We start from the raw sequence: 21,607 nt of genomic DNA on the forward strand, positions 1-21,607 counted from the left end.
AAGAAATAATAGGCAAATGTAAATTTATGTGGTATTTTGACACAAAAAATAAAAGGCGGAATAACCGCCTTTTAGCTTATTACTCTATTCAAAATTGTCATTTCTGTTTCTTTGTCAAACATGTGCAATTTATTTATATCAAATCCTATTTTAATTACGTCTCCTGCTTTTGCTCTTGTTCTTGGATCTACTCTTGCTGTCAATGAAACACCATTCACATCCAAATATAGAAATGTCTCTGGACCCATTAGCTCTGTAACTTCTACTTTTGCTTCGACTACAGCCTCTGGATATGCTTCCAAGAACACTTCTTCGTCATGCAAATCTTCTGGCCTTATTCCTAGCACAATTTCTTTTCCAACGTAGCTTGGATCTTTTAATCTCTTTAAAATCCCTTCTGGCACCAAAACGCTGAATCCCTTAAAAGTAGCATATACTTTGCCATTCTTATTCTCTAATCTTGCATCAATAAAGTTCATTTGAGGACTTCCAATAAATCCAGCAACAAATAAATTATTTGGATAATCATAAATAGTCTGAGGTTTATCTACTTGCTGAATAACTCCATCCTTCATAACTACTATTCTTGTACCCATTGTCATAGCTTCTGTTTGGTCGTGGGTAACATATATGAAAGTCGTCTGCAATCTGTCGTGAAGCTTAGCCAACTCAGTTCTCATTTGTACTCTCAATTTTGCATCTAAGTTGGACAAAGGTTCATCCATCAAGAATACTTTTGGATTGCGGACAATAGCACGCCCCAATGCAACCCTCTGTCTTTGTCCACCTGACAAAGCTTTTGGTTTCCTGTTTAAATATTCTTCCAATCCTAAAATTCGAGCTGCTTCTTTTACTTTTCTATCAATTTCCGCTCTTGGAACCTTTCTAAGTTTAAGACCAAAAGCCATATTGTCATACACTGTCATATGAGGATAAAGAGCATAGTTTTGGAATACCATTGCGATATCCCTATCTTTTGGTGGCACGTCATTCACAAGTTTGCCATCAATATAAAGTTCGCCTTGAGATATTTCCTCAAGCCCTGCTATCATTCTCAATGTTGTAGTTTTACCACAGCCAGAAGGTCCAACCAATACTATAAACTCTTTGTCCTGAATTTCTAGATTAAAATCTTTAACTGCGGTAACACCGCCTGGATAGACTTTGTAAACATGTTTGAGTACAACATCAGCCATTTTTAGATTCCCCCTATTAGAAAACGTTTGATGTTTTTATTATAATACTATTTCTTCTTCTTTACTATCGTCAATAAATATGATATTTAGCACAAATTTTTGTACAATATATCTACAATAGTAGGTATTTTTTTCTTTAACCCTCTTTTTTTGAATTTTATTTAAAAAATTAAACCACAAGAACACTAATACTCCATCAATAGCAATCAAACTCCAAAAAACATATAGTTTCACTATTTCCCCCTCCTCATCCAGGGGGACAATTTAAAAATAGTGATGAGATTCCCTAAGGCCAAAAGTGCTACCACGTCTATAATTAGACTATATAAATAGTGCCAGTGAAGATACTTTAGTGCCCCTATATGCACTAATGAATATTCCATTATAAAAAATAATGCGGCTGAAATAATCACATCTATAAGGCGCAAAATATTATTTTTAGGATATGTTTGTGCATACAATACCCCTATGCAAAAAGGCGCACCTAAAGTAAAAAATAAACTTGAATCAAAGATCCTAATAACAACATTAGAAAAATCGTAAAGATTAAGACCAATTGCAATTTCATCTACAACAAGTTGAAAGCTTAAAGCTAATAGGCCTCCCCATACAGTATATTTTATATACCTCCAATCAACTAATAAAAATAAAATAATCCATGAAACTACGAAAGTTATTATCCATGGCACTTATACCACCTCTTATTTAGTTTACCCATTTTTTAATCTCTAATAAAAAATTTTTTGAAAATCTATTGACAGCTGTTTTCATAAATGATATTATAATAAAAAAATTGAATAACAATACCTCATCTTCTTGGAAGGTGAGGTAGAGGCGCGGGTCATCAAGAGTAGTATACCAGAGGTATTTAAGGGCCGATGAAGGTATATGAAAGGGATGCTCGCCGAAGCGCGTAAATTCCTTAAAGTTTACGCAGCTGGGCCTATGCCGAATAGGTATAGGACTGTCACTGGAGGTTTCCCGAGCCTTCAGTGAAGAGCTATCTCGCTATAGGGGGAAGGAGGTATTACCATGTCTATGTGCAAAATAGGCAGCTGAGGTAATACTTAGCTGTATTTTATTTTGTTTTTTAGTTTCATAATTTAAATTATTAAAGTAAATGAGGTTGATAGAATGTTGCATGGGACAATGAAAATAAATTCAAAGGGTCATTTGGAAATAGGTGGTTGCGATACTGTAACTCTTGCAAAAAAGTTTGGTACACCGCTTTATGTAATAGATGAAGAGCTCTTAAGACAAAATTGTAGAGCATTTTACAATGGCTTTAAAAAAGATTATCCAGGAAATGAAGTGATTTATGCCAGCAAAGCTTTCATGACAATGGCAATATGCAAAATAATTGAAGAAGAAAACTTGGGTCTTGATGTCGTTTCTGGTGGAGAATTATATACTGCGTTAAAAGCAGGATTCCCTGCTGAAAAAATATACTTTCACGGCAACAATAAATCGAAAGAAGAACTTATAATGGCATTAGAAAATAACATTGGGAGAATCATTGTAGATAATTGGTTTGAACTAAATATGTTAAATGACTTGGCAAAAAAGATGAATAAAGTTCCTAATATTTATATAAGAGTATCTCCTGGTGTAGAAGCTCATACTCACCAATATGTAAAAACAGGACAAATAGATTCAAAATTTGGCTTCCCTCTTTTTAATGGAGACGCAATGAGAGCCATAGAATATGCTTTAACTTTGGAAAATGTAAATATAGTAGGTCTACATTCTCATATCGGTTCTCAGATTTTTGATGCAGAATCTTATAAAGCTGAAATAGAAATTATGATGAATTTCTTAAAATTAGTAAAAGAATTTTTAGGTTGGGAAGTAGGGGAACTAGATTTAGGTGGAGGTTTTGGAATAGCATATGTAGAAGAGGACGATCCCCAGCCAATCGAACAAATAGCACAAGAAATAATGCAAGCAGTAAAGGAATATTCCGTTGCTTTAAATATAAAAATGCCAAACATAATTGTAGAGCCAGGTCGTTCTATAATAGGAAATGCTGGAACTACTCTTTACACAGTAGGAGCAATTAAAGACATACCAGGTGTTAGAAAATACGTAGCAGTAGATGGAGGAATGTCTGATAATATACGTACCGCTTTATATGGAGCAAAATATGATGCTATTGTAGCTAATAAAGCTAAGAATATAAAATCAGAAAAAGTATCAATAGCAGGAAAGCTTTGCGAATCAGGTGATATGCTAATTTGGGATATTACCCTACCTAAAATTGAAGAAGGAGATATTTTAGCAGTGCTGTGTACAGGTGCTTACAATTATTCGATGGCCAGCAATTATAACAGGTTACCTCGTCCTGCTGCAGTACTCGTATCTAATGGTCAGGCTGACATAATCGTTGCGCGAGAAACTTATGAAGACTTAATCCGAAATGATATAATCCCAGAAAGGCTAACCAATGAAAAGAGAAAAATCGCTAATTATTAAAAAAGAGAGGGATAACCTCTCTTTTTTATTATTCACTTTCTTTTGCTGTTTCAGTAGCCTCTTCTTCTGCCTCTTCTTCTTCACTTTCTCTCGGTGCCAATACAGAAACTACAATCTCATCAGGGTCATCTACAACTTTTACTCCCTCAGGAACTTGTATATCTTTTACAAAAAGTGTATCTCCAATCTCTAAATTGCTTAAATCCACAACAATTTCTTGAGGAATTTTGTCGGGTAAGCTTTCCACTGTCAACTCCCAAAGTTGATGCTGTACAATTCCACCTCTACTTTCAATAAGGCCTATTCCCTCAAATTTCAACGGAACAGTAGCTTCAATTTCTTCATACATTGACACTCTTTGGAAATCCACATGAATTATTTTCCCTTTCAAAGTATCTTCTTGAATTTCTTTAATAACCGCATTATGAGTAGAACCATCCACAATCACATTGAGGAGGACATTCCTTCCATGTTTTTGTAGCAACCTTTGAAGCGCGTTATATTCCACTGCCAAAGGAATGCTCTCCGCCATACCCTTGCCATATAAAATAGCAGGAATATAGCCTTGATTTTTCAAACAGCGAGCTGCATTTTTACCAGTATCTCTTTTTATAGCTTCGATACTGATTGCTTGCATCTGTCACTCCTCCTTTTGCTTATTGTTTCCAAATATTATTTTACCACTACGTTTAATAAATATCAAATCCATTTGACAGGTTAATTTTTTCATAGTAAACTTTTATGTGTAAAGTGTGCGCCTGTAGCTCAGCGGATAGAGCGTTCGGCTCCGGACCGAGAGGTCGCAGGTTCGATTCCTGTCAGGCGCACCATTTATTTTATTAGTTTTTACAACATCTTCCATCATTGTTTAATTCATCTATAATTTCTAATAATTCTTCTCCTAAAGAACTTATAATAAAATCAGCTTCTGATAAGTCCTGATTTCCGGAATTAGGATTTTTAAAACCTATCACTTTCATCCCTGCTTTTTTAGCACCATAAACTCCATTATATGAATCCTCAATTACAACACACTCATGGGGTTTTACTTTTAATTTGTCTGCTGTATATAAAAATATATCTGGTGCTGGTTTGCTATTTTTTACATAGTCTCCAGATACAAGCACCTCAAAGCATTTATCAATTCCCAACTTTTTCACAACTAATTCTATCACATCTATAGGAGAGGAAGAAGCAACAGCTAATTTATACTCTTTCTCAAAAAGCTTTTTTACCGTCTCTGTTATACCTTCTATAGGAATTATTTCGCCTGTTTTCAATACATGCTCTAAATACCTTTTTCTATCTACTTCTACAAGCTCTTCTACGCTTTGAGAAAGATTAAATCTTTCTTTAATTTTCCTCCACATGTAATAAGAAGAAGTCCCTACAAATGTCAAATGTTCGTCTTCACTTATCTCTACTCCTAAACTTTTGAATAATTCCTCTTCTAATTTAATGTGTATTGGCTCACTGTCAATAATTACACCGTCCATGTCAAAGATAATTGCTTTAATCACTTATATCAACCCCTTGCAAAGTTGTTAGTTATTTATCTCCAAAAGTTCTAACTCTTGTTTCATTCTTAAACTACCTCTTCACTTATTTGAAAAGTTTTCTTGGTATATATCTTCCTATAGTCTCTATCATCTTTTCATTTGGCTCAAAAAACAAAACAGTTTTTATCCCTTTATCTTCAAACACTGCAAAATACACATCAGGAGAAGACATAGAACTTACCGCTTCAATTCGATTTTTAATAGCTTTTATGTCTTCTGTGAACTTGTCAGTATTAACCCTTGCCATGATTTCAAAATCTCTACAATCAACGCTTACAACATGTTTCCTTCTTTTTTGGTCAATTATTTTATCCACATCCAAATCACTGTTTGTAAGTGAATACTCAAACTCAATGTTTCTCGACCTTATTAAGTAATACGCTAAATAGCCAAACAAAAGCAAAAAGAAAATCAAGAAATTTCTAACTATTGGTATTAAAGGTATCACGCCAAACACAATAATTAATGTAGCCACCACAACACCAATACTAAATAGAGTATCCTTCGAAGTTTTTTGTTTTTTGACTAATCTTTCGATAAATACATCCATTCTCTTTTCACCTCTCCCTTAATTATATCAGCAATGTCAAAATTCCACAACTTTATATATTTAAAAGCGAATAAAATTAAAGTCTCCACCCTTTTAAAAGCGGAGACTTCACCTACTTTTATATTTCAATTTCAATATTATCTCCTGGCTTCAATATATCTGTATAGGAGGCACGCCTTCCATTAAGTTTCATTTCTGGCACTTTGTTATTATCCAGTTTCAAATCTATAAAATTAAATACGTCTACAAACAGATACTCTTCTTTCCCCTTTAACACTACTTCTTTCCCATTTACTGTTACAACAAAACTTGTTAAATCTTCTTTTATAACTATCTCATCCCCATTTTTTATAACATAATTTTGGTCCACTTTTGAATCATTTACAAAAATTATTTTCCCTTTTTGCTGCTTTAGTAGTTCACCAGCAGTTATTGTAGCATCTTGCCCTTTTTGACCTTTTATAATTGTTATTTCGTCTCCATCCTTTATAGGAGTTTTTAAATTTGCTAATGAATCATTTACATATATTTTGGGAGGTGTTCCTTCTTCACCTTTAACAACGATTTTTTGGCCGTTAAGATTGAAAACTAAATCTTTGCCATTTTGTACAATTAAATTTTTAGAGTCATAGTTTATAGCAACCAAAGCATCCATTACCGTGGGATTTTTTATGTTAAAAATCTTTATTGCTTCATTGTCAATAGAAACTTTTATAAAGTCCTTTCTCTTATTTATCATTGCAGAGTAAGCTATTCCTATTGGAGTTATGCTTTCAGGGCCTTTTAACGTCTTCCCTTTGTAATCTAAAATTTCTACTGATTTTATATCTCGTACAGATACTCTATTTATAGGTAAATTCAATATAGATGCTATTTCTTCAGGCAAATTAGTAAGATTACTACTGCCACCGACTAAAAATACCGCAGAAGGGCTTTTACCATTATATTTTATAATTTCGTTGCATATCTTTTGCGCCAAAACTTTAACTTGTGGCGCTATAATTTCCATTACTTCTTCTTTTGTTATTTTGTGCTCTATATTTAACACGTCTTTAAATTTGATTTCTTTTTTTGTGCTTTTTTTATTTTCTCAGCAGTATTAAAATCGGTGAGGAAATGGGTAGCAATTGATTCCGTAATTTCATCACCGGCATAAGGCACCATAGAATATGCTATTATGTTTCCTTCTTTTGATATAGCAATATCAGAAGTACCTGCTCCTATATCTACAAGAGCTATATTCAACATCCGAATTTCAGGTGGAATTGCCACATTTATTGCTGCTATAGGCTCTAACGTGATATATGAAACTTCCAACCCAGCTTTTTTTACTGCAGCATAGAGCCCTTCTACTACATCATAAGGAAGAAAAGTAGCTAAAATTTCTACTGCTATTTCACGGCCTTTATGTCCTTTTAAATTGGTAATAGGAAAACTATTTAAGTAATAATTGGATACTGTATAACCGACGGTATGATATTTTGTAACCCCTGATTGAGAAACAATGGAATTTTGTGCAATCTCAAGAGCTTCCAACTCGAGATTGTCTATATCTTCTACCGTTATTTCGTGCTCTTCATCAATATTTTTTTCCGCTCTCGCAGATTGAGTTTTTAAAGACCTTCCCGCCGCCGCAATACATACTTCTGTCAATTTTATATTTAAAGAGTCTTCAAGACTTCTCTTTATTTTTTCAACAACATTAGCAACTTTATCTATATCATGAACTTGCCCATCAAACATTGCCCTACTTTCATGTTCCATCTGTTCAACAGCAAGCACTTGAAATTTCCCATTATTTTCAATTCCAACTATCCCTACAACTACCCTTGTCCCAATGTCAAGAGCAAAAATAATATCACGGTTATCCATCATTTAACCCCCGAAATTATTACTTTATAATTTTATTATACAATTTTACATATTATTTCGGAAGGGCTTTTAATAAGTTTAATGTAGATTAACATTTTTAGTGTTATAAAAATTTTGTAATAAAATTTAAAAATAATTCCCTTGCACAAAAAGTTTATTCGCAGTAAAATATCTTCAAAAAACGAATGGGGGAATACGGTTTATGCGAAAAGTTGTAATCTTTTTGTTAACTTTTATTTTTATTATATCTGTTATTTTATCAGGATGCAGTGGTAAATCAGCGCAAAGTACAGCAAATTCAACAAAAGAAAAACAAGTTCTAAGGTTAAATCTCGGTGAAGAGCCACCTCGCTTAGATCCTCAAACCTCAACAGATGGAGTTTCTTTTCAAGTGCTTAATGCAGTATTGGAAGGTTTAGTAAGGCTTGGCCCCGATGAAATACCACAGAAGGGTTCAGGTTTAGCTAAAGATTGGAAAATATCTGAAGATGGTTTACATTACACTTTCTATTTAAAAGACAATATATATTGGAGCGATGGCAATCCCATAACAGCCTATGATTTTGAATATTCTTGGAAAAGGGCATTAGATCCTAAAACAGCATCGGATTATGCCTATATAATGTTTCCAATAAAAAATGCAGAAAAATATAATGCTGGTGAGGTCAGTGCTGATGAAGTAGGAGTAAAAGCATTAGACGACAAGACATTGCAAGTAGATTTAGAAGCTCCTACTCCTTATTTCTTAAGCTTAACGGCTTTTATAACATATCTGCCTTTAGAAAAATCCTTTGTAGAAAAAGTAGGAGATAAATTAGCCACAACTCCTGATACGCTTGTATACAGTGGTCCTTTCATATTAAAAGAATGGAATCATGAGCAAAATATTGTCCTGGTAAAAAATGATAAATACTGGGACAAAAACAATGTTAAATTAGATGAAATTTATATGGATATGGTTAAAGACATGAATACTATAGCCCAAAATTTTGATACAGGTCAATACGATGTAATAACTGTTGCAGGTGATTATGTAGAAAAATATAAGGACAAACTTCAAATATATCCTAATGGTTTTACTTACTTTTTAGCATTTAATATAAAAAATCCGGTGTTTAAAAATGCAAATATAAGAAAAGCCTTCGGATTATCCCTCGATAGAAAGCAATTAACAGAAAATATTTTAAAAGATGGCTCTATACCTGCTTATGGATTTGTACCTTATGGCATTCCCGGGAAAAATGGTGAGTTCCGCAAAGAAGTTGGAGATTTATTCAAAGAAGATGTAGCACAGGCAAAAGAATTACTGGCTAAAGGAATGAAAGAATTAGGCATAACTACTTTGCCTAAAATAGTCCTGTTAGCTGATGATACAGATGTAGCTAAAAGAGAATCTCAAGCAATTCAAGAGTTTTGGAGAAAAAATCTAGGTATAAATGTAGAACTGCAAAATGTTCCATTTAAGATAAGATTGCAAATGTACTCACAAGGACAATTCGATGTAATATTGACAAGATGGGGAGCCGATTACAACGATCCAATGACTTTTATGGACCTGTGGGTCACTGAAACGAGTGGCGAGCCAAATCGGGTTTTTTACTCAAATCCTGAATATGATAGGTTAATTGCAGAAGCAAAAAGTACTAATAATAATGAAATAAGAATGGAAAACATGAAAAAAGCTGAAGAAATTCTGATGGAAGATATGCCAATTTCTCCACTGTTTTTCTCAGCTACTGCTTATGTACAGCAGGATTACGTAAAAGGAATTGTAAGGCATGCAGTTGGCGTGGATAATGATTGGAAATGGACATATATAGAAAAATAAGGTTTAAAATTGGGAGGCTTATATTGCCTCCCATTAATTAACTAGCTGTATTTGCATGGACTTTCTTGCTAGTGCTGTTAGACCATCTGCCGCACTTATCTCCCCATCTTGAAATTACCTCATCTCCTTGTATGAACTCTACGACTTCGCATCCATTTGGGCAAGCAGTACACTCAAAACCTACCGCTCTATATTTAAAGTCACTTACTTCAAAGCCTTTAAAGGAAGTATATCCTTTTTCTTTTACTGCTTCTTTTGCCAATATTGCTGCCCCGATGGCTCCCATTACTCCGTAATGTTCAGGCACATATACTTTCATCCCTAATGCCTTTTCAAATGCTGCCTTTATTCCCTTATTAGCGGCAACACCACCTTGAAACACTATTGGCTCTTTTATTTCTTTTCCCTTCCCTACATTATTTAGATAATTTCTAACAAGGGCATCACACAAGCCACTTATTATGTCTGGAAGAGCATATCCCATCTGCTGCTTATGAATCATGTCAGATTCTGCAAAAACACTACATCTACCCGCAATTCTGACAGGACTTTTAGATTGCAAGGCTATGTCTCCAAACTGTTCGATGGGAATATTTAACCGGTATGCTTGCTGGTCAAGAAAAGAACCGGTACCTGCTGCACAGACTGTATTCATTGCAAAATCTACTACTACCCCATCTCTTAAAATTATGATCTTTGAGTCTTGTCCCCCTATTTCAATTACCGTTTTGACATCCTTTATTACATTGGAAGCTGCTACAGCATGAGCAGTAATTTCGTTTTTGACAATGTCTGCCCCTACCATTAAGCCAGTCAATTGCCTTGCACTCCCTGTGGTGCCTACTCCTTTAATAACCATATCTCCTATTTTATTTTTTATCTCGCGAAGAGCATTTTGAACTGCTTTAATAGGTTGACCCTGTGTCCTTATGTAAACAGAATCTACTACTCTATTATTCTCATCAATTACTGCAATATTAGTACTAACAGAACCTACGTCTATCCCCATGTAACCTTTCATATCTAACCTCCTAATTGTTCATTTATTTTACATTTTTGCCTTTAAAATCATTTTTTATACTCTTGCAATTAACGAATAAATTGCATTAATAAGCAAAAACTACATTCAGAATAAAAGTGGGGGCGAGAAATTATGAAAAAGAATTTACACATTGTTATTTTGGTGCTTTCTATCTTTATAAATTTACTTTTTATTTACATTTTTATCTCAGAAGTAAAACCAAATCTAAATCTCAACCTTTCTTTTATCTTGACAGCAGCAGTAATTGTTGTAACCTACCTACTATTTAAAAATAAATTTTCGGAGCTCATGCCTGTAAACTATAACAATATCACTGAGACAAATGAAGATGCCAGTCATCGAAAAACCAATATCACTTTTAAGGATGTGGCAGGCTTAGACGAAGTGATCGATGAATTAAAAGTTATAATCGACTTTATGACAAATACAGAAAAGTACAACAAAATGGGAGCGAAAATTCCTAAGGGTATATTATTTTACGGGCCACCAGGTACAGGAAAAACTCTTTTGGCTACGGCATTAGCTGGTGAAACCAATTCTACTTTTATAAGTGCTTCCGGTTCAGAATTTGTAGAGAAATATGTAGGAGTAGGTGCAAGTCGCATAAGAGCTCTTTTCGCAAAAGCGAAAAAAGCGCTCCCAGTATTATTTTTATAGATGAGATAGATGCTGTGGGAACAAAGAGAAACACCGATAACAATTCAGAAAAAGATCAAACTTTAAATCAACTGTTGGTAGAAATGGATGGTTTTAATAGCAACGAAGGGATTATAGTCATAGGAGCAACTAATAGAATTGACATGTTAGACGAAGCTTTACTGAGGCCTGGAAGATTCGATAGAACTATACACATTGGAGCACCTAATATGAAAGCAAGGTTGGAAATATTAAAGGTACATACCCGCAATAAACCCCTTGACGAAACTGTATCTTTATCCGAATTAGCTCGAAAAACTCATGGTATGACAGGCGCACATCTGGCTACTATGTGCAACGAAGCAGCAATACTGGCTGTGATGAAAAATAAAAGTAAAATTGGAAAAGAAGAGTTTGAAGAAGCGTTAGAACGCGTAATCGCAGGTCTTAAAAAGAAAAATCCTTCTGTATTAGAAAAAGAACAAACTATTGCTGCGTACCACGAAGCGGGTCACGCTCTTATTGGAAAAATTTTAAACGTAAATACTATAGAAAAAATTTCAATCGTTCCTCGAGGCGAAGCATTAGGATATGTATTGAACTTTCCTAAAGACGATGCCTTTTTATTAACAAAAACAGAATTGAAAAATAAAATAACCATGCTTTTAGGAGGTAGAGCTTCTGAAGAAATAATATTCAATGAAATTTCAACAGGAGCCGAAAATGACTTAAAAGAAGCTACAAAAATTGCCTATCAGATGGTTTGCAATTATGGAATGAGTGAATTGGGAAACAGGGTTTTTGACTTACACATGTTAAAATCCACAGAAATTGTCGATAAAGAAATTGACAAAATTATAAATAGCTGTTATACACTTGCCAAAAAAATATTGCTGGAAAATAAACATAAAGTTATTGCAATAGCCGAAAAGCTTTTAGAAAAAGAATCAATTACAAAAGAAGAATTAGAAGCATTATGGGAAGAAGAAAATACTTTATGTGTATGACAAAAAAGCCTATTTAAAAAACAGGCTTTTTTGTCATTTTTAGTATCCCATATACTATAGCAAGTATAACTATAAAAGTAAAAAAAGCATTTCTGAAAATTACAAACACAGCATCTTGAAAAAATTCTAAAGGAAACATTTGTATAAGTCTATCTGTTTCAACGTTTAATTGCCATAAATCATTGTCAAAAAATACAAGGTGAAAACCAGTAAACCAATTATCAAAATCAAAAGTAACTCCTAATGCAAAAACTAGCAGGAAAATTATTACAAATATTGTACCTTTTAAAAGATAATCGAAGGCTTTATAAAAGGATTTTGCAAAAAGAAAGTATGTAAAAATGAGTATAAAAACTATTATCGATATATTTCTTGTTAAAAAACCCATTTGAAACAAATCTTTTACATCTTTCATATGAGCTAATTCTCTATCATTAAACATTCTCTGCATACTGCCATTAATTTTTGCACTTACATCTAAAGTCTCTTCTTTATCCATTAAATATCTCTGCATTATCTTGGTTATTTTCATAAGTTCATCGGTACTCATTCCAGTTACAGACATTACATCATTTTTTTCGTATTCCTCTTTATAAAAATTACCGTTAAAAGCCACATATTGCAAACTACTAAGCAAAACAGCCAAAAGCAGTGAAATCATCATCCCGCCAATAAGGAGGGCATCAATAGTTTTCCTCACCATTTTAAATAACATCCTTTGCACCTTTTATTATAGCTTCATAAAAATTTTTTTGGTTTTTTAAATCATTGTAAAGTTCTATTTTTTTCTTTACTGTATGCATAAAAGATAACTTTCTACTCTGTGAATTGTCAAGCTCAATGGAGTTTTTTATATAATGCAAGACTTCTTTTTCAAAATTCTGAGGTACAGGAATAATTCCCATAAGTCTTTTCATTCTCGCTTTTCTATACTCATTTTTCATGTTTCTTGAAATATCTTCAATTAAAGAAATGACATTTTTTATTTCGCCTTTTATCAGAGCCATATCTATAGGTTCTTCGTCTATTTGACCACCCTCGAGTACTACTTCACTCGTATCATTTAACAAGTTTTCGTACTCTGAAAGCGTTTCAATGTCTCCTAATATACCCTCATTTATAATTTCCATAATATCTAAACCAGAATAATCAATTTCTCCCAATAGTAGATTATACCTATACAATTCAAAATACCAATTAGAAATTACATTATCACATTTTTTGATGTTTTTTTCTATTTCTTTGTAATCTAAAGAATCTTTATTCAATTTGCTGTAAAAATCCATATACTCCACAATAAAAGGCTCTTTTTTAAATAAAGTTTCAAATTTATTTTCTGGCAAAAATACTATCAATAATCTATTTATAATTTTTAAAACAGAAAAAGAAACCTCTCTTAGACTTTGAATACTTTTTATTAACTCTATACTTTTTTTAAAGTACGCGCCTACTTCTTCCCGAGTCATTTCTTTAAAATCCAGTGACTGTAAGTACTCAATTTTCTTAGCAATAAGAGGGAAAAATTCGCCGTAGCCTTCTATTAATTTTCCATAAAAATTTTCCTCTATATCTATTACATTTTCCAAAAAAGCTTCATAATTTGGATAATCCTTCTCCAATCCCTTTGTTAAATATTCATAAAAGCGTTTTTTAGACATAGCAAAAGGAATACTGGATATTATTTCTTTTATCCTTTCTTCTTTTTCCTCTTCAACCTCATTTATAAAATTAATAACACTTTCGTAAAATTCTTCCTCATCTATCAATTCTTCAGAAAAGAAATCTCTTATTCTATCACTTACCACTTCGTTAACATATCTCGATTCTACATAATACCCATACAAAACATCTATAGCATTTTCAAAATACTCTTTATATTTTCTAATCGTCTTTTCTACATTTTCTTTCATTTTTTCTTCCATAAGGCTGAAATATTTTGTATTATTTGCTATATTCTTAACAACCTCCAAAATGTTTTGTGTTTCTTTATCCAAATACGCCAAAGCATTTGCCACATTTTTTTTCCTAAATAGTACATGGTATAAATACACCGTCTCATTAAAAAGCTCCAAAATGCTAATTATTTGTACTATTTCTTTTTGTTTTTTTATTATTCTTTTTAACAACAAAGAAATCTCATTTGGTGTCTTCGGAATTTTATTTAGTTGTTCCCGCAATTCTCTTACTTCATCTTGTTGCATTGTTACACCTCTCAGTCAATTATCTTTAACATTCGCGACAGGTCTTCTACTAAAGAATACTCTTGTTCTTCCTTAGTTACAGCCAGTTGAGCTACAGTGTTGGCAAGCAAAAAATTTGTTTTCTCTTCTATATTAGTCAAAATTTCTTTTATTTCAAGCAAAACATTGTTAAAATCTATCTTTTGCTGTTGGATTTCTACTAGCAATCTATTCACGGAGATTTTTAAATTTTCGGCTTGTCTTTCTTTTGATGAAGCATTTTCAATAATCTTGTTCATTCTTTTTTCAAACTCTAATCCAATTTTTTCTATTCTCTCCTCTAATGTTTCTTTTTCCTTTTCTAACTGTGAAATTTTATTTTTATAGCTTAAAATTTCCCCTTCTTGCTCTTTTATTTTTTCAGTAAGCCTTTCTATCTCCATTATATTCTTTTTTTCCTGCAGAATCAATTTTTCCTGTAATTTTTCAATCTCTTTCAATAGTTTTTTGTTGATTTTTACTGGTTTATCACTACCCTCTTGCCCATCAATATTTTTTTCTATTTTTTCTTTTTCTCCTTCAATTAAATTTGATAAGTCCTGTAATATTTTTTTATAACTCTCTCCTTTGGAAAATAGAAGTGCGGAAAAAATAACTTCTGGCTTATATAAACTCAAAAGCTCTGGTACTTTCTCCTCTATTTTTTCAAGAGTCAAAAGCTGTATCTGCTTCGCCAAATCTTCGTAAATTTTTTCCCATTCTTTTATAAACATTTTCTCATCTATATTCCCTTTCAAAATCTCTTCTCTGAGAATTGGAATTATCTTTTTAGGTGGAGAAGCACTTTCTATTAATCGAAAACCGGCCAACTTTTTTTGTAAATTAGTATTTTTTTTGAAAGGTTTTATAAGCACATCATAGGGGAGAGTAGATAAAAAAATATCTATATACTTCTTTTCTGTCACATTTTTAAATTCCAACATATTTTCACCTTCTCACATTCTAATGAGCTTGTCTGTTTTTTTATAGTTCTCTTCAATGATTTTTTGTGCTAAATACCTAATCCTAGCACTATTGCTTTCCATTGCATCCCTAAATATTTTTTCATCAATTATATTTTTTAATCCTTTCGCATTTTTGCCTAAAATTTTATAAATCAAATACTGTATTTCTTCCTTTGCAGTGTTTTTTAATTTTTGTATTAATTCTTGTGCTATTTCCTCGTCGAGATTTGTTTCTATTATTTTTAAAGCGTTTATACAAGCATAACCATCATCATTTTTAATAATATACTTTATCCCTTCCGCAATTTGCCTATTTATGTCACTGTTCCTAAGCCCCTTCAATCTTTTAATTTCTTTTATTGCATTTAATAATTCCTCTACAGAAAAACCTGGTTTTACAATATAATAGAATAAATTACTTAGATATTTTATCTCTCCCAACTGAACCAAAGCCGAATAAGCATTAATAGCCAAATAATTATTTTCTAAAAACTGTTTTATCATAGGTTTTGCTTCTAATATTTGCAAATTTGCTAAAGAAGTAATGGCACAAGCCTTTAACTCTAACGATTGATTTTCTTCTTTCAAAATTTCCAACATTACATTTGCACATCTTTCATCTTTCGTATACCCTAACCCAATTACTATATTCATTTTGTTTTCTATGCTAGGATCATAATAAGCCTTAAGTAAATACTCTGTAGCAATGCTCGTCCTCATTTTCCCTAATGTTATCGCAGCTTTTTGACTATATCTCTCCTCATATAGCAGCTCTGCAATATTTTCAACTGCCTTTTCCTTTAGATTCGCTATAACATTAGAATATACAATATTCAAGCTGCTATTTTCATTGTCCAAATATTTTTCTATTATCTGCTTTACTGCCTCATCTCCTAGCACAATAAGCTTTGTTAAAATTCTAAAAGCAAAATTTCTTTCTCTGCTATTAAATCCATTAAGAGAATTAACCATATTCAATATATGAGGAATGCATTTTTTCTCTCCCAATTCTATAAGAGTTTCTGCTGCTATTTCCTTTAAATTATCATTTTCTAAAAGTGTAATTAATTGCTCATAAGCCCTTATTTCTTTTATTTCTCTAAGCGTTTGAATGACAAGTTTAATTTGTTCTTCCCATTCCCATTCTTGCAAAATAGTGATAAGAGCATCGCGGGCCTCTAAGCTGTTATTTGATATATTTTTGAGAATTCTTACCATTCTTTTAAAAACTTCTTCTTGTCTTAAATCCAAAGCCTTTGTACTATATACTATCATCTCAATTGGATTTTGCCCTTCTGATAAAATATTTCTCCCTAATTCAACAATGTCTTTTTCTAAAGAAGTTAGGGCAGATTGGTTAAGAGTAGATAGCAATTGAATTTTTTCTCCAACAAGTTTTGCATTAGTTTCGCTAATATAATATTTAAATAGTTCTCTTTTAAAGTTTTTATCTTTATCTTTCAGCCTTTTTGCTCCCAAATATTCCATTCCTTCATCCATCACCTCTTTTGAAACATCTATAAAAAAATCTTTATTCTCCAAAAGCAACTCCTTCCAGTCAATGCTCATACTTTTCACTCTCCTCGCCAATAGCCACTTGGACTCTTTGCTCTGTAGAAGCTACTACCCATGCGCTCAAAGTCAAAATCCTATTTTTATCAAAATTTATTTTTAGAGAAATAGGCGTGCCGGGTTTTATTAACTTTGAAAAATTTAATTGGACACTTTTTAAACGCTTCATCTTTGGATCCCATAAATTTTTCCCTGAAAATACATCCAAGCGCATCCCCGTAGCATTAGTTACTCTTAAAATCTTGTCATACTCTCTTTCATAAGGTGCTTTTGTACCTTGTGAAACAATCAAAAAAGGTAACCCATTCTTTATATCAATGTATATGTTGGAAGCCAGAACAGGCTCAATTTTGATATTGTTATTTCCTTTATTCAGTTTTTCGCTTAAATAGTGGTAAATTGCTGCTCCCCGCGCAACCGAAAACATAGGGTGTAAACTTATTAAAGCTTTTTTCACAAATAATTTCTCTATGACATTTCGCACAGGCTTATAATTGCTCATACCTCCTGTCAAAAGTACATCATCTATATCTTGAATCATAAGCCCCGCTTTTTCCAAAGTATCTAAAATAGGGTCTACGACATTATATCCCATGTTTCCTTCTTTAACCAATAGAGGTCTTATGCACTCCTCATATTCCTTATTAGATATTTTAAACTTATAAGGTTTCCCTTTTATAAAATTTTCTACAATATTTTCATATATTACTTCTTCTCCCACTGAAATACTAAAAAATTTTCTTGCCTTTTCCATCTCGCAAACCAATCTATTATATACATGCCTTTTTTCATTTTCACTATCAAATAAATCCCCCATTTCCTTCGAACATTTTTCTAAAAGATAAATACTGCCCATTATTAAATCAAAATTTATTCCTCCTACTAGAGTATGAGAAGAAATGGCTATTTCTTCTACAATGAAGTCCTTATCCGTTATTTGTACTTCTAATATCGAGACATCACAAGTTCCTCCTCCTAAATCGAACACCAACATTTTTCTCGGCCGCGAAAAATCTAAATGTCTTTTGTTTTGTGGCAATTTCTTCTCAGTATTTATAAAATCAAGAAGTGCTGCTGTAGGCTCAGAAATAAAATAAGTATTTTGTTCATCAAATCCTGCCATTTTTGCAGCTTTTTTTGTTGCTCGAATTTGGTCGTGATTAAAAGATGCTGGCACAGTTATAACTGCATTTACTACTTCTTCACCAATTTCTCTCTCCAAGCTCTGTTTAGCTTCCTTTAATATTAAAGCTGCCACTTCTTCTGGTGAAAAAAGTTTTCTATCAATTTCCCAAAAATAACCTGACGTTCCTATATAATTTTTACTGTTATAAATAACTCTCTCCGGTTCCTTAACTTTCATAGACTGTGCTATTCTACCCACATACTGATTTCCACTTTTATCTACATATAAACAAGAAGGCAATATTTTATCATAAATATATTCATAGTCTTCATTAAACTGTCCAATATCTATGACCCGAGGCAGTAATTCCCCTTCTTGAGATATTTCCAAAACTGATGCAACCGTATTCGTAGTACCTAAATCTATTCCTACATATCTTTTCATAAACTCCCCCTATTGAAGTTCTATTATTTCTCCTTCTTTTGGTGCAAAAACTTTTATTCCTTCAATTCTTTTTAAAATTGTTTCTATATTTATTTCACTCTTACTTTCGTATCCCCTGTGAATTACAAAAACAGCAGATGGAGCCATCTTTATAACTGTTTCTAATAGGTCTACCATATTTGCATGATTTAACATTCCAATTTGATAATTTTTTAAACCTTCAATTTCTCTATTATTAGTATCGAGATTCATAATACAGCCCTTTGAAAAATTTTTTATTTCAAAAGCATATATAAAAGATGCACTTCCCTCTTTTAAGTCATTTGAACTGGCGAGAATCACGCAATTGCCTAGGGCTATTTCCTTTTTTATAAAATCTTTTCTATCAGTGTATAAAGTATTTCCAGCCACATTTAGTATTCCATTTCCATATATGGGCCCAGCAAAATTTTCATATAATTTACTAAAATATGCTATATCTCCATCTACATACACATTAAAAGGAATATATGAAAAAGTTTTTCTAAAAAATAATAATAGGTCTTGCCCTTTACCAATAGCATATACAGGTAAAAGTATTCTCTCTTCATCTTTTAATAGTTTTTCTATCGACTTAAGTATCAATTTATCCTGTAAATACTTATTTTGGACACCAAAGTTATTGCCGTAACCATAAGTAGCTTCAGTTATTAAAATATCTACTTTTAAATCGGGAAGAAATCTAAGTCCTTTATTGCTTTCCACATCTTTTAATGTAAAATCACCTGTATAAAAAATTTTTATCCCGTCAATCTCAAGATACACAGCTACAGCCCCTAAAATATGCCCCGCAGGAAATAACTTAAGTTTTACTTCTTTATTTTTTATTCTAAAACTACTTTCTTCTTCTGTATCAAAACTTATAATCTGACTGTCAAAATTTATAATTTCTTCTTCTATTTTTACCTCCAATTTTGTATGTCCCCGCAAAAATATTTGCTTCAAAATTTCTTTAGTAGGTCTTGACATTATAATCGGAGAGTTTAAACCTTTTCTTAATAATTCTACAATTCCCCCAGAATGGTCTAAATGAACATGAGTAATAATTACCAAATCAATATCTTTAATATCTATAGGTAAATTTTTTATAGAATTGTAATATAAGGTTTTATCCTTAATCAAAGCTCCCGCATCTAGTAAAATATTTATTCCCTCATAGGATACCAAATAAGAGCTAGCACCAATATTATCCCCTCCCCAACAAAAAAATTTAAAGTTATGGATGGAGTTAAAATTTTTTCTGGTTTTATGGTAATATTCATTGATTAATTTCGAATCTTCTGGAAACAAACGATAAAGTTTAAGATTTTGTTTTTCTTCTTCACTAATAAGGCCATATTTTAATTTTAGCCGCAATATATATAAATCTTGAGGATTTAATTTATAAGCTTTATCTAAGAATTGGTGCCATTTTATCTCACCAATTTCTTCGTATATTTCAGCTATAAGCCCGTATATTTTCGGCAGCAACAATTTATCTTCTACTTTTTTCTCCATATAAAGTAATTCTTCCAAAACTTCTAAAATCCTTCTTTTATTTTTAAAAGAAAGTAACAATAAATAAAATTTTATCCATTGGTCTTCCCCACTATAATTCATTAATGCTTCAAAAAGGTTTTTTGTTTTTAAAGATTCTTCTACCAAATCTAAAAGAATCACACTTTTTATAAACAAAGCTAAATTATGTTCATCAATTTCTAATTCGCTTTTTAGCTCAAAAAAATGCTCTTTTGCCTCTTCAGGAATACCTATATAAATTTCAAGTATTATCTGCCACAACAGCAAATATTCATATAATTTTTTGTCCAATTTCTTTACCAAACTTTTTTGCTGAAAAACATACCAATAAGCATTTATATAATCCTCCTTTTCTATAAATTCTTTTAGGTTGTTATCGTATACATCATAAATATTTAAAAATGACGTATTCCATCACCTCCTTATGTTTTTATTTTAATACCTTTTGAGTAAAAATTCTACACAAAAACTAAGTCTGGATTTTGTCCAGACTCAAAAATATTAAAATTTATTAAGTTTTTTTGCTTCTTCTGCCACTAAAAGAACTTTATCAAAATCACTACCTATAGAAGCCTCTACACTAGCTGCAATTGCTCCCTCCACTAAAGGTGCATCAGCAATTTTTACTTTACCTTCATATTCCTCTCCCAGGAGTTCTATCGCCATTTGCGCACTCATTACAGCACTTCCAATATCAACTAAAACTACTACTCCTTCTCCCTCGTCTACTTTTTTAATTTCCTCCATTATCTCTGTAGCATCTGTTCCCAATCTGCCATCTTGTGTCCCGCCAGCTATCCCTATAGGAACTTTTCCACCTGTCATTTGGCTTGCAAGTTCATAAATCCCCTCTACTATTTTTCTTGAGTGAGAGACTAACACTATTCCAACCATTTTTTCCTCCACCATCATGATAAATTGACAACATCAGAAAAAGACTTTATCATCAAATATGCTGATGTTGCCCCTGGATCTAAGTGTCCAATACTTCTTTCTCCTAAGTAACTTGCTCTTCCTTTTCTTGCAGAAATATTCTTAGTGTATTCCATTCCCTCTTTTGCAGCATTAGCTGCTCTATTTAATGCTTCAGGTAATGCAATGTTGTTCTCTAAACTATCTTTTAAAGCTTTATATGCAGGTTCAATAGAATCTATCATAGTCTTGTCTCCTGCTTCGGCTTTTCCTCTTTGTTTGATGCCATCTAAAGCAGCTTCAAAGATTTTAACTATATCCTCTTCAGAAAGTTCATTTTTACCCTGAACTACTTGGCCAGCCCTCATAAAAGCTGTACCATATAAAGGACCAGAAGCTCCTCCCACCGTAGATACAAGTGTCATGCCTATAGTTTTTAATATTGTCCCTATATCAGTAGTTTCAGGCAATGTGGTCAATTTTTGCTTTACGGCATCAAATCCTCTATCTAAATTTATTCCGTGGTCCGCATCACCAATAGCAGCATCCAACTCTGTAAGGTACTCTTTATTTTCTTTTATAACCTCTACAATTTTGTCCACAATTTTTAGGACATCATTTTTTGTGATAACCATCTTCTACCTCCTAAA

Annotated in this window: 17 protein-coding genes, 1 tRNA gene, 2 pseudogenes and 1 riboswitch; of the genes and pseudogenes, 4 read left to right on the forward strand and 16 right to left on the reverse strand. The window is 32.4% G+C overall.

Annotation, left to right across the window (positions count from 1 at the left end; all coding sequences use genetic code 11):
- Positions 1-71: 71 nt before the first annotated feature.
- Genes OEI98_RS11395 through OEI98_RS11405 form a run of 3 tightly spaced genes read right to left on the reverse strand, consistent with a single transcriptional unit; the run spans position 72 to position 1,885 of the window.
- Positions 72-1,196 (reverse strand): ABC transporter ATP-binding protein, encoded by a 1,125-nt coding sequence (locus tag OEI98_RS11395; protein WP_006569486.1) that lies wholly within the window; start codon positions 1,194-1,196, stop codon positions 72-74.
- A gap of 39 nt (positions 1,197-1,235) precedes the next feature.
- On the reverse strand, positions 1,236-1,430 hold the full coding sequence (locus tag OEI98_RS11400) for a hypothetical protein (RefSeq protein WP_266037989.1): 195 nt from the start codon (positions 1,428-1,430) through the stop codon (positions 1,236-1,238).
- Positions 1,430-1,885 (reverse strand): hypothetical protein, encoded by a 456-nt coding sequence (locus OEI98_RS11405; RefSeq protein WP_006569487.1) that lies wholly within the window; start codon positions 1,883-1,885, stop codon positions 1,430-1,432. The genes OEI98_RS11400 and OEI98_RS11405 overlap by 1 nt, the downstream gene beginning before the upstream one ends.
- A 132-nt stretch (positions 1,886-2,017) precedes the next feature.
- Positions 2,018-2,207: riboswitch (Lysine riboswitch) on the forward strand.
- A gap of 123 nt (positions 2,208-2,330) precedes the next feature.
- On the opposite strand from OEI98_RS11405, the gene lysA reads away from it, so the two are divergent.
- Positions 2,331-3,668, forward strand: a complete 1,338-nt coding sequence (gene lysA / locus OEI98_RS11410; RefSeq protein WP_004400501.1) for a diaminopimelate decarboxylase — start codon at positions 2,331-2,333, stop codon at positions 3,666-3,668.
- Positions 3,669-3,696: 28 nt separating this feature from the next.
- Here the strand turns inward: lysA and OEI98_RS11415 are convergent, their stop codons facing one another.
- The gene (locus OEI98_RS11415) at positions 3,697-4,305 is read right to left on the reverse strand and encodes a 50S ribosomal protein L25/general stress protein Ctc (RefSeq protein WP_006569488.1); all 609 of its coding nucleotides are present in this window, start codon (positions 4,303-4,305) and stop codon (positions 3,697-3,699) included.
- Positions 4,306-4,422: 117 nt separating this feature from the next.
- On the opposite strand from OEI98_RS11415, the gene OEI98_RS11420 reads away from it, so the two are divergent.
- Positions 4,423-4,498 (forward strand) — tRNA-Arg (locus tag OEI98_RS11420).
- Between the two features lie 9 nt (positions 4,499-4,507).
- Here OEI98_RS11420 and OEI98_RS11425 read toward each other — a convergent pair.
- The 3 genes and pseudogenes from OEI98_RS11425 to OEI98_RS15160 all read right to left on the reverse strand — a co-directional run bounded on the left by OEI98_RS11425 (position 4,508) and on the right by OEI98_RS15160 (position 7,649).
- Positions 4,508-5,188 carry an HAD family hydrolase gene (locus OEI98_RS11425; protein WP_003869440.1) on the reverse strand — a complete coding sequence of 227 codons (681 nt, stop codon included), beginning with the start codon at positions 5,186-5,188 and terminating at the stop codon, positions 4,508-4,510.
- 82 nt (positions 5,189-5,270) lie between these two features.
- Positions 5,271-5,777, reverse strand: a complete 507-nt coding sequence (locus OEI98_RS11430) for a hypothetical protein (protein WP_004400505.1) — start codon at positions 5,775-5,777, stop codon at positions 5,271-5,273.
- Positions 5,778-5,895: 118 nt separating this feature from the next.
- Positions 5,896-7,649: pseudogene (locus OEI98_RS15160) on the reverse strand (cell division FtsA domain-containing protein).
- A 202-nt stretch (positions 7,650-7,851) separates the two neighbouring features.
- Between OEI98_RS15160 and OEI98_RS11445 the strand changes: the two are divergent.
- On the forward strand, positions 7,852-9,477 hold the full coding sequence (locus tag OEI98_RS11445) for a peptide ABC transporter substrate-binding protein (protein ID WP_074666421.1): 1,626 nt from the start codon (positions 7,852-7,854) through the stop codon (positions 9,475-9,477).
- Positions 9,478-9,514: 37 nt separating this feature from the next.
- On the opposite strand, the gene OEI98_RS11450 is transcribed toward OEI98_RS11445, so the two are convergent.
- Positions 9,515-10,498 (reverse strand): acyl-CoA dehydratase activase, encoded by a 984-nt coding sequence (locus OEI98_RS11450; RefSeq protein WP_019907926.1) that lies wholly within the window; start codon positions 10,496-10,498, stop codon positions 9,515-9,517.
- A gap of 132 nt (positions 10,499-10,630) precedes the next feature.
- Here OEI98_RS11450 and OEI98_RS11455 point away from each other — a divergent pair.
- A pseudogene (locus tag OEI98_RS11455) lies at positions 10,631-12,162 on the forward strand (ATP-dependent metallopeptidase FtsH/Yme1/Tma family protein).
- A 13-nt stretch (positions 12,163-12,175) separates the two neighbouring features.
- On the opposite strand, the gene OEI98_RS11460 reads toward OEI98_RS11455, so the two are convergent.
- The 8 genes from OEI98_RS11460 to dhaL all read right to left on the reverse strand — a co-directional run bounded on the left by OEI98_RS11460 (position 12,176) and on the right by dhaL (position 21,592).
- Positions 12,176-12,877 carry a TIGR01906 family membrane protein gene (locus OEI98_RS11460; RefSeq protein ID WP_004400520.1) on the reverse strand — a complete coding sequence of 234 codons (702 nt, stop codon included), beginning with the start codon at positions 12,875-12,877 and terminating at the stop codon, positions 12,176-12,178.
- Complete coding sequence (locus OEI98_RS11465) at positions 12,867-14,363, reverse strand: hypothetical protein (RefSeq protein WP_266038003.1); 1,497 nt, start codon at positions 14,361-14,363, stop codon at positions 12,867-12,869. The genes OEI98_RS11460 and OEI98_RS11465 overlap by 11 nt, the downstream gene beginning before the upstream one ends.
- A gap of 11 nt (positions 14,364-14,374) precedes the next feature.
- Complete coding sequence (locus OEI98_RS11470; protein WP_003869448.1) at positions 14,375-15,325, reverse strand: hypothetical protein; 951 nt, start codon at positions 15,323-15,325, stop codon at positions 14,375-14,377.
- A 12-nt stretch (positions 15,326-15,337) separates the two neighbouring features.
- Entirely contained in the window at positions 15,338-16,915 is a 1,578-nt protein-coding gene (locus tag OEI98_RS11475) for a HEAT repeat domain-containing protein (protein WP_019907930.1), read from the reverse strand.
- Complete coding sequence (locus OEI98_RS11480) at positions 16,905-18,488, reverse strand: Hsp70 family protein (protein WP_009052779.1); 1,584 nt, start codon at positions 18,486-18,488, stop codon at positions 16,905-16,907. The genes OEI98_RS11475 and OEI98_RS11480 overlap by 11 nt, the downstream gene beginning before the upstream one ends.
- Before the next feature lie 9 nt (positions 18,489-18,497).
- Complete coding sequence (locus OEI98_RS11485; RefSeq protein ID WP_323053747.1) at positions 18,498-20,348, reverse strand: MBL fold metallo-hydrolase; 1,851 nt, start codon at positions 20,346-20,348, stop codon at positions 18,498-18,500.
- A gap of 198 nt (positions 20,349-20,546) precedes the next feature.
- Positions 20,547-20,939, reverse strand: coding sequence for a dihydroxyacetone kinase phosphoryl donor subunit DhaM (gene dhaM, locus OEI98_RS11490; protein ID WP_004400541.1), 393 nt, complete (start codon positions 20,937-20,939; stop codon positions 20,547-20,549).
- A 14-nt stretch (positions 20,940-20,953) separates the two neighbouring features.
- Complete coding sequence (gene dhaL / locus OEI98_RS11495; protein WP_004400542.1) at positions 20,954-21,592, reverse strand: dihydroxyacetone kinase subunit DhaL; 639 nt, start codon at positions 21,590-21,592, stop codon at positions 20,954-20,956.
- Positions 21,593-21,607 lie beyond the last annotated feature (15 nt).

The sequence above is a fragment of the Thermoanaerobacter sp. RKWS2 genome (genome assembly GCF_026240795.1).
GTDB classification, from domain to species: domain Bacteria; phylum Bacillota; class Thermoanaerobacteria; order Thermoanaerobacterales; family Thermoanaerobacteraceae; genus Thermoanaerobacter; species Thermoanaerobacter ethanolicus.

What these genes read in the sequence shown, in the direction of transcription:
- OEI98_RS11395 (WP_006569486.1), bottom strand. Translation starts at nt 1,196, where the DNA reads ATGGCTGATGTTGTACTCAAACATGTTTACAAAGTCTATCCAGGCGGT.
- lysA (WP_004400501.1), top strand. Translation starts at nt 2,331, where the DNA reads ATGTTGCATGGGACAATGAAAATAAATTCAAAGGGTCATTTGGAAATA.
- OEI98_RS11415 (WP_006569488.1), bottom strand. Translation starts at nt 4,305, where the DNA reads ATGCAAGCAATCAGTATCGAAGCTATAAAAAGAGATACTGGTAAAAAT.
- OEI98_RS11430 (WP_004400505.1), bottom strand. Translation starts at nt 5,777, where the DNA reads ATGGATGTATTTATCGAAAGATTAGTCAAAAAACAAAAAACTTCGAAG.
- OEI98_RS11445 (WP_074666421.1), top strand. Translation starts at nt 7,852, where the DNA reads ATGCGAAAAGTTGTAATCTTTTTGTTAACTTTTATTTTTATTATATCT.
- OEI98_RS11450 (WP_019907926.1), bottom strand. Translation starts at nt 10,498, where the DNA reads ATGAAAGGTTACATGGGGATAGACGTAGGTTCTGTTAGTACTAATATT.
- OEI98_RS11460 (WP_004400520.1), bottom strand. Translation starts at nt 12,877, where the DNA reads ATGTTATTTAAAATGGTGAGGAAAACTATTGATGCCCTCCTTATTGGC.
- OEI98_RS11465 (WP_266038003.1), bottom strand. Translation starts at nt 14,363, where the DNA reads ATGCAACAAGATGAAGTAAGAGAATTGCGGGAACAACTAAATAAAATT.
- OEI98_RS11470 (WP_003869448.1), bottom strand. Translation starts at nt 15,325, where the DNA reads ATGTTGGAATTTAAAAATGTGACAGAAAAGAAGTATATAGATATTTTT.
- OEI98_RS11475 (WP_019907930.1), bottom strand. Translation starts at nt 16,915, where the DNA reads ATGAGCATTGACTGGAAGGAGTTGCTTTTGGAGAATAAAGATTTTTTT.
- OEI98_RS11480 (WP_009052779.1), bottom strand. Translation starts at nt 18,488, where the DNA reads ATGAAAAGATATGTAGGAATAGATTTAGGTACTACGAATACGGTTGCA.
- dhaM (WP_004400541.1), bottom strand. Translation starts at nt 20,939, where the DNA reads ATGGTTGGAATAGTGTTAGTCTCTCACTCAAGAAAAATAGTAGAGGGG.
- dhaL (WP_004400542.1), bottom strand. Translation starts at nt 21,592, where the DNA reads ATGGTTATCACAAAAAATGATGTCCTAAAAATTGTGGACAAAATTGTA.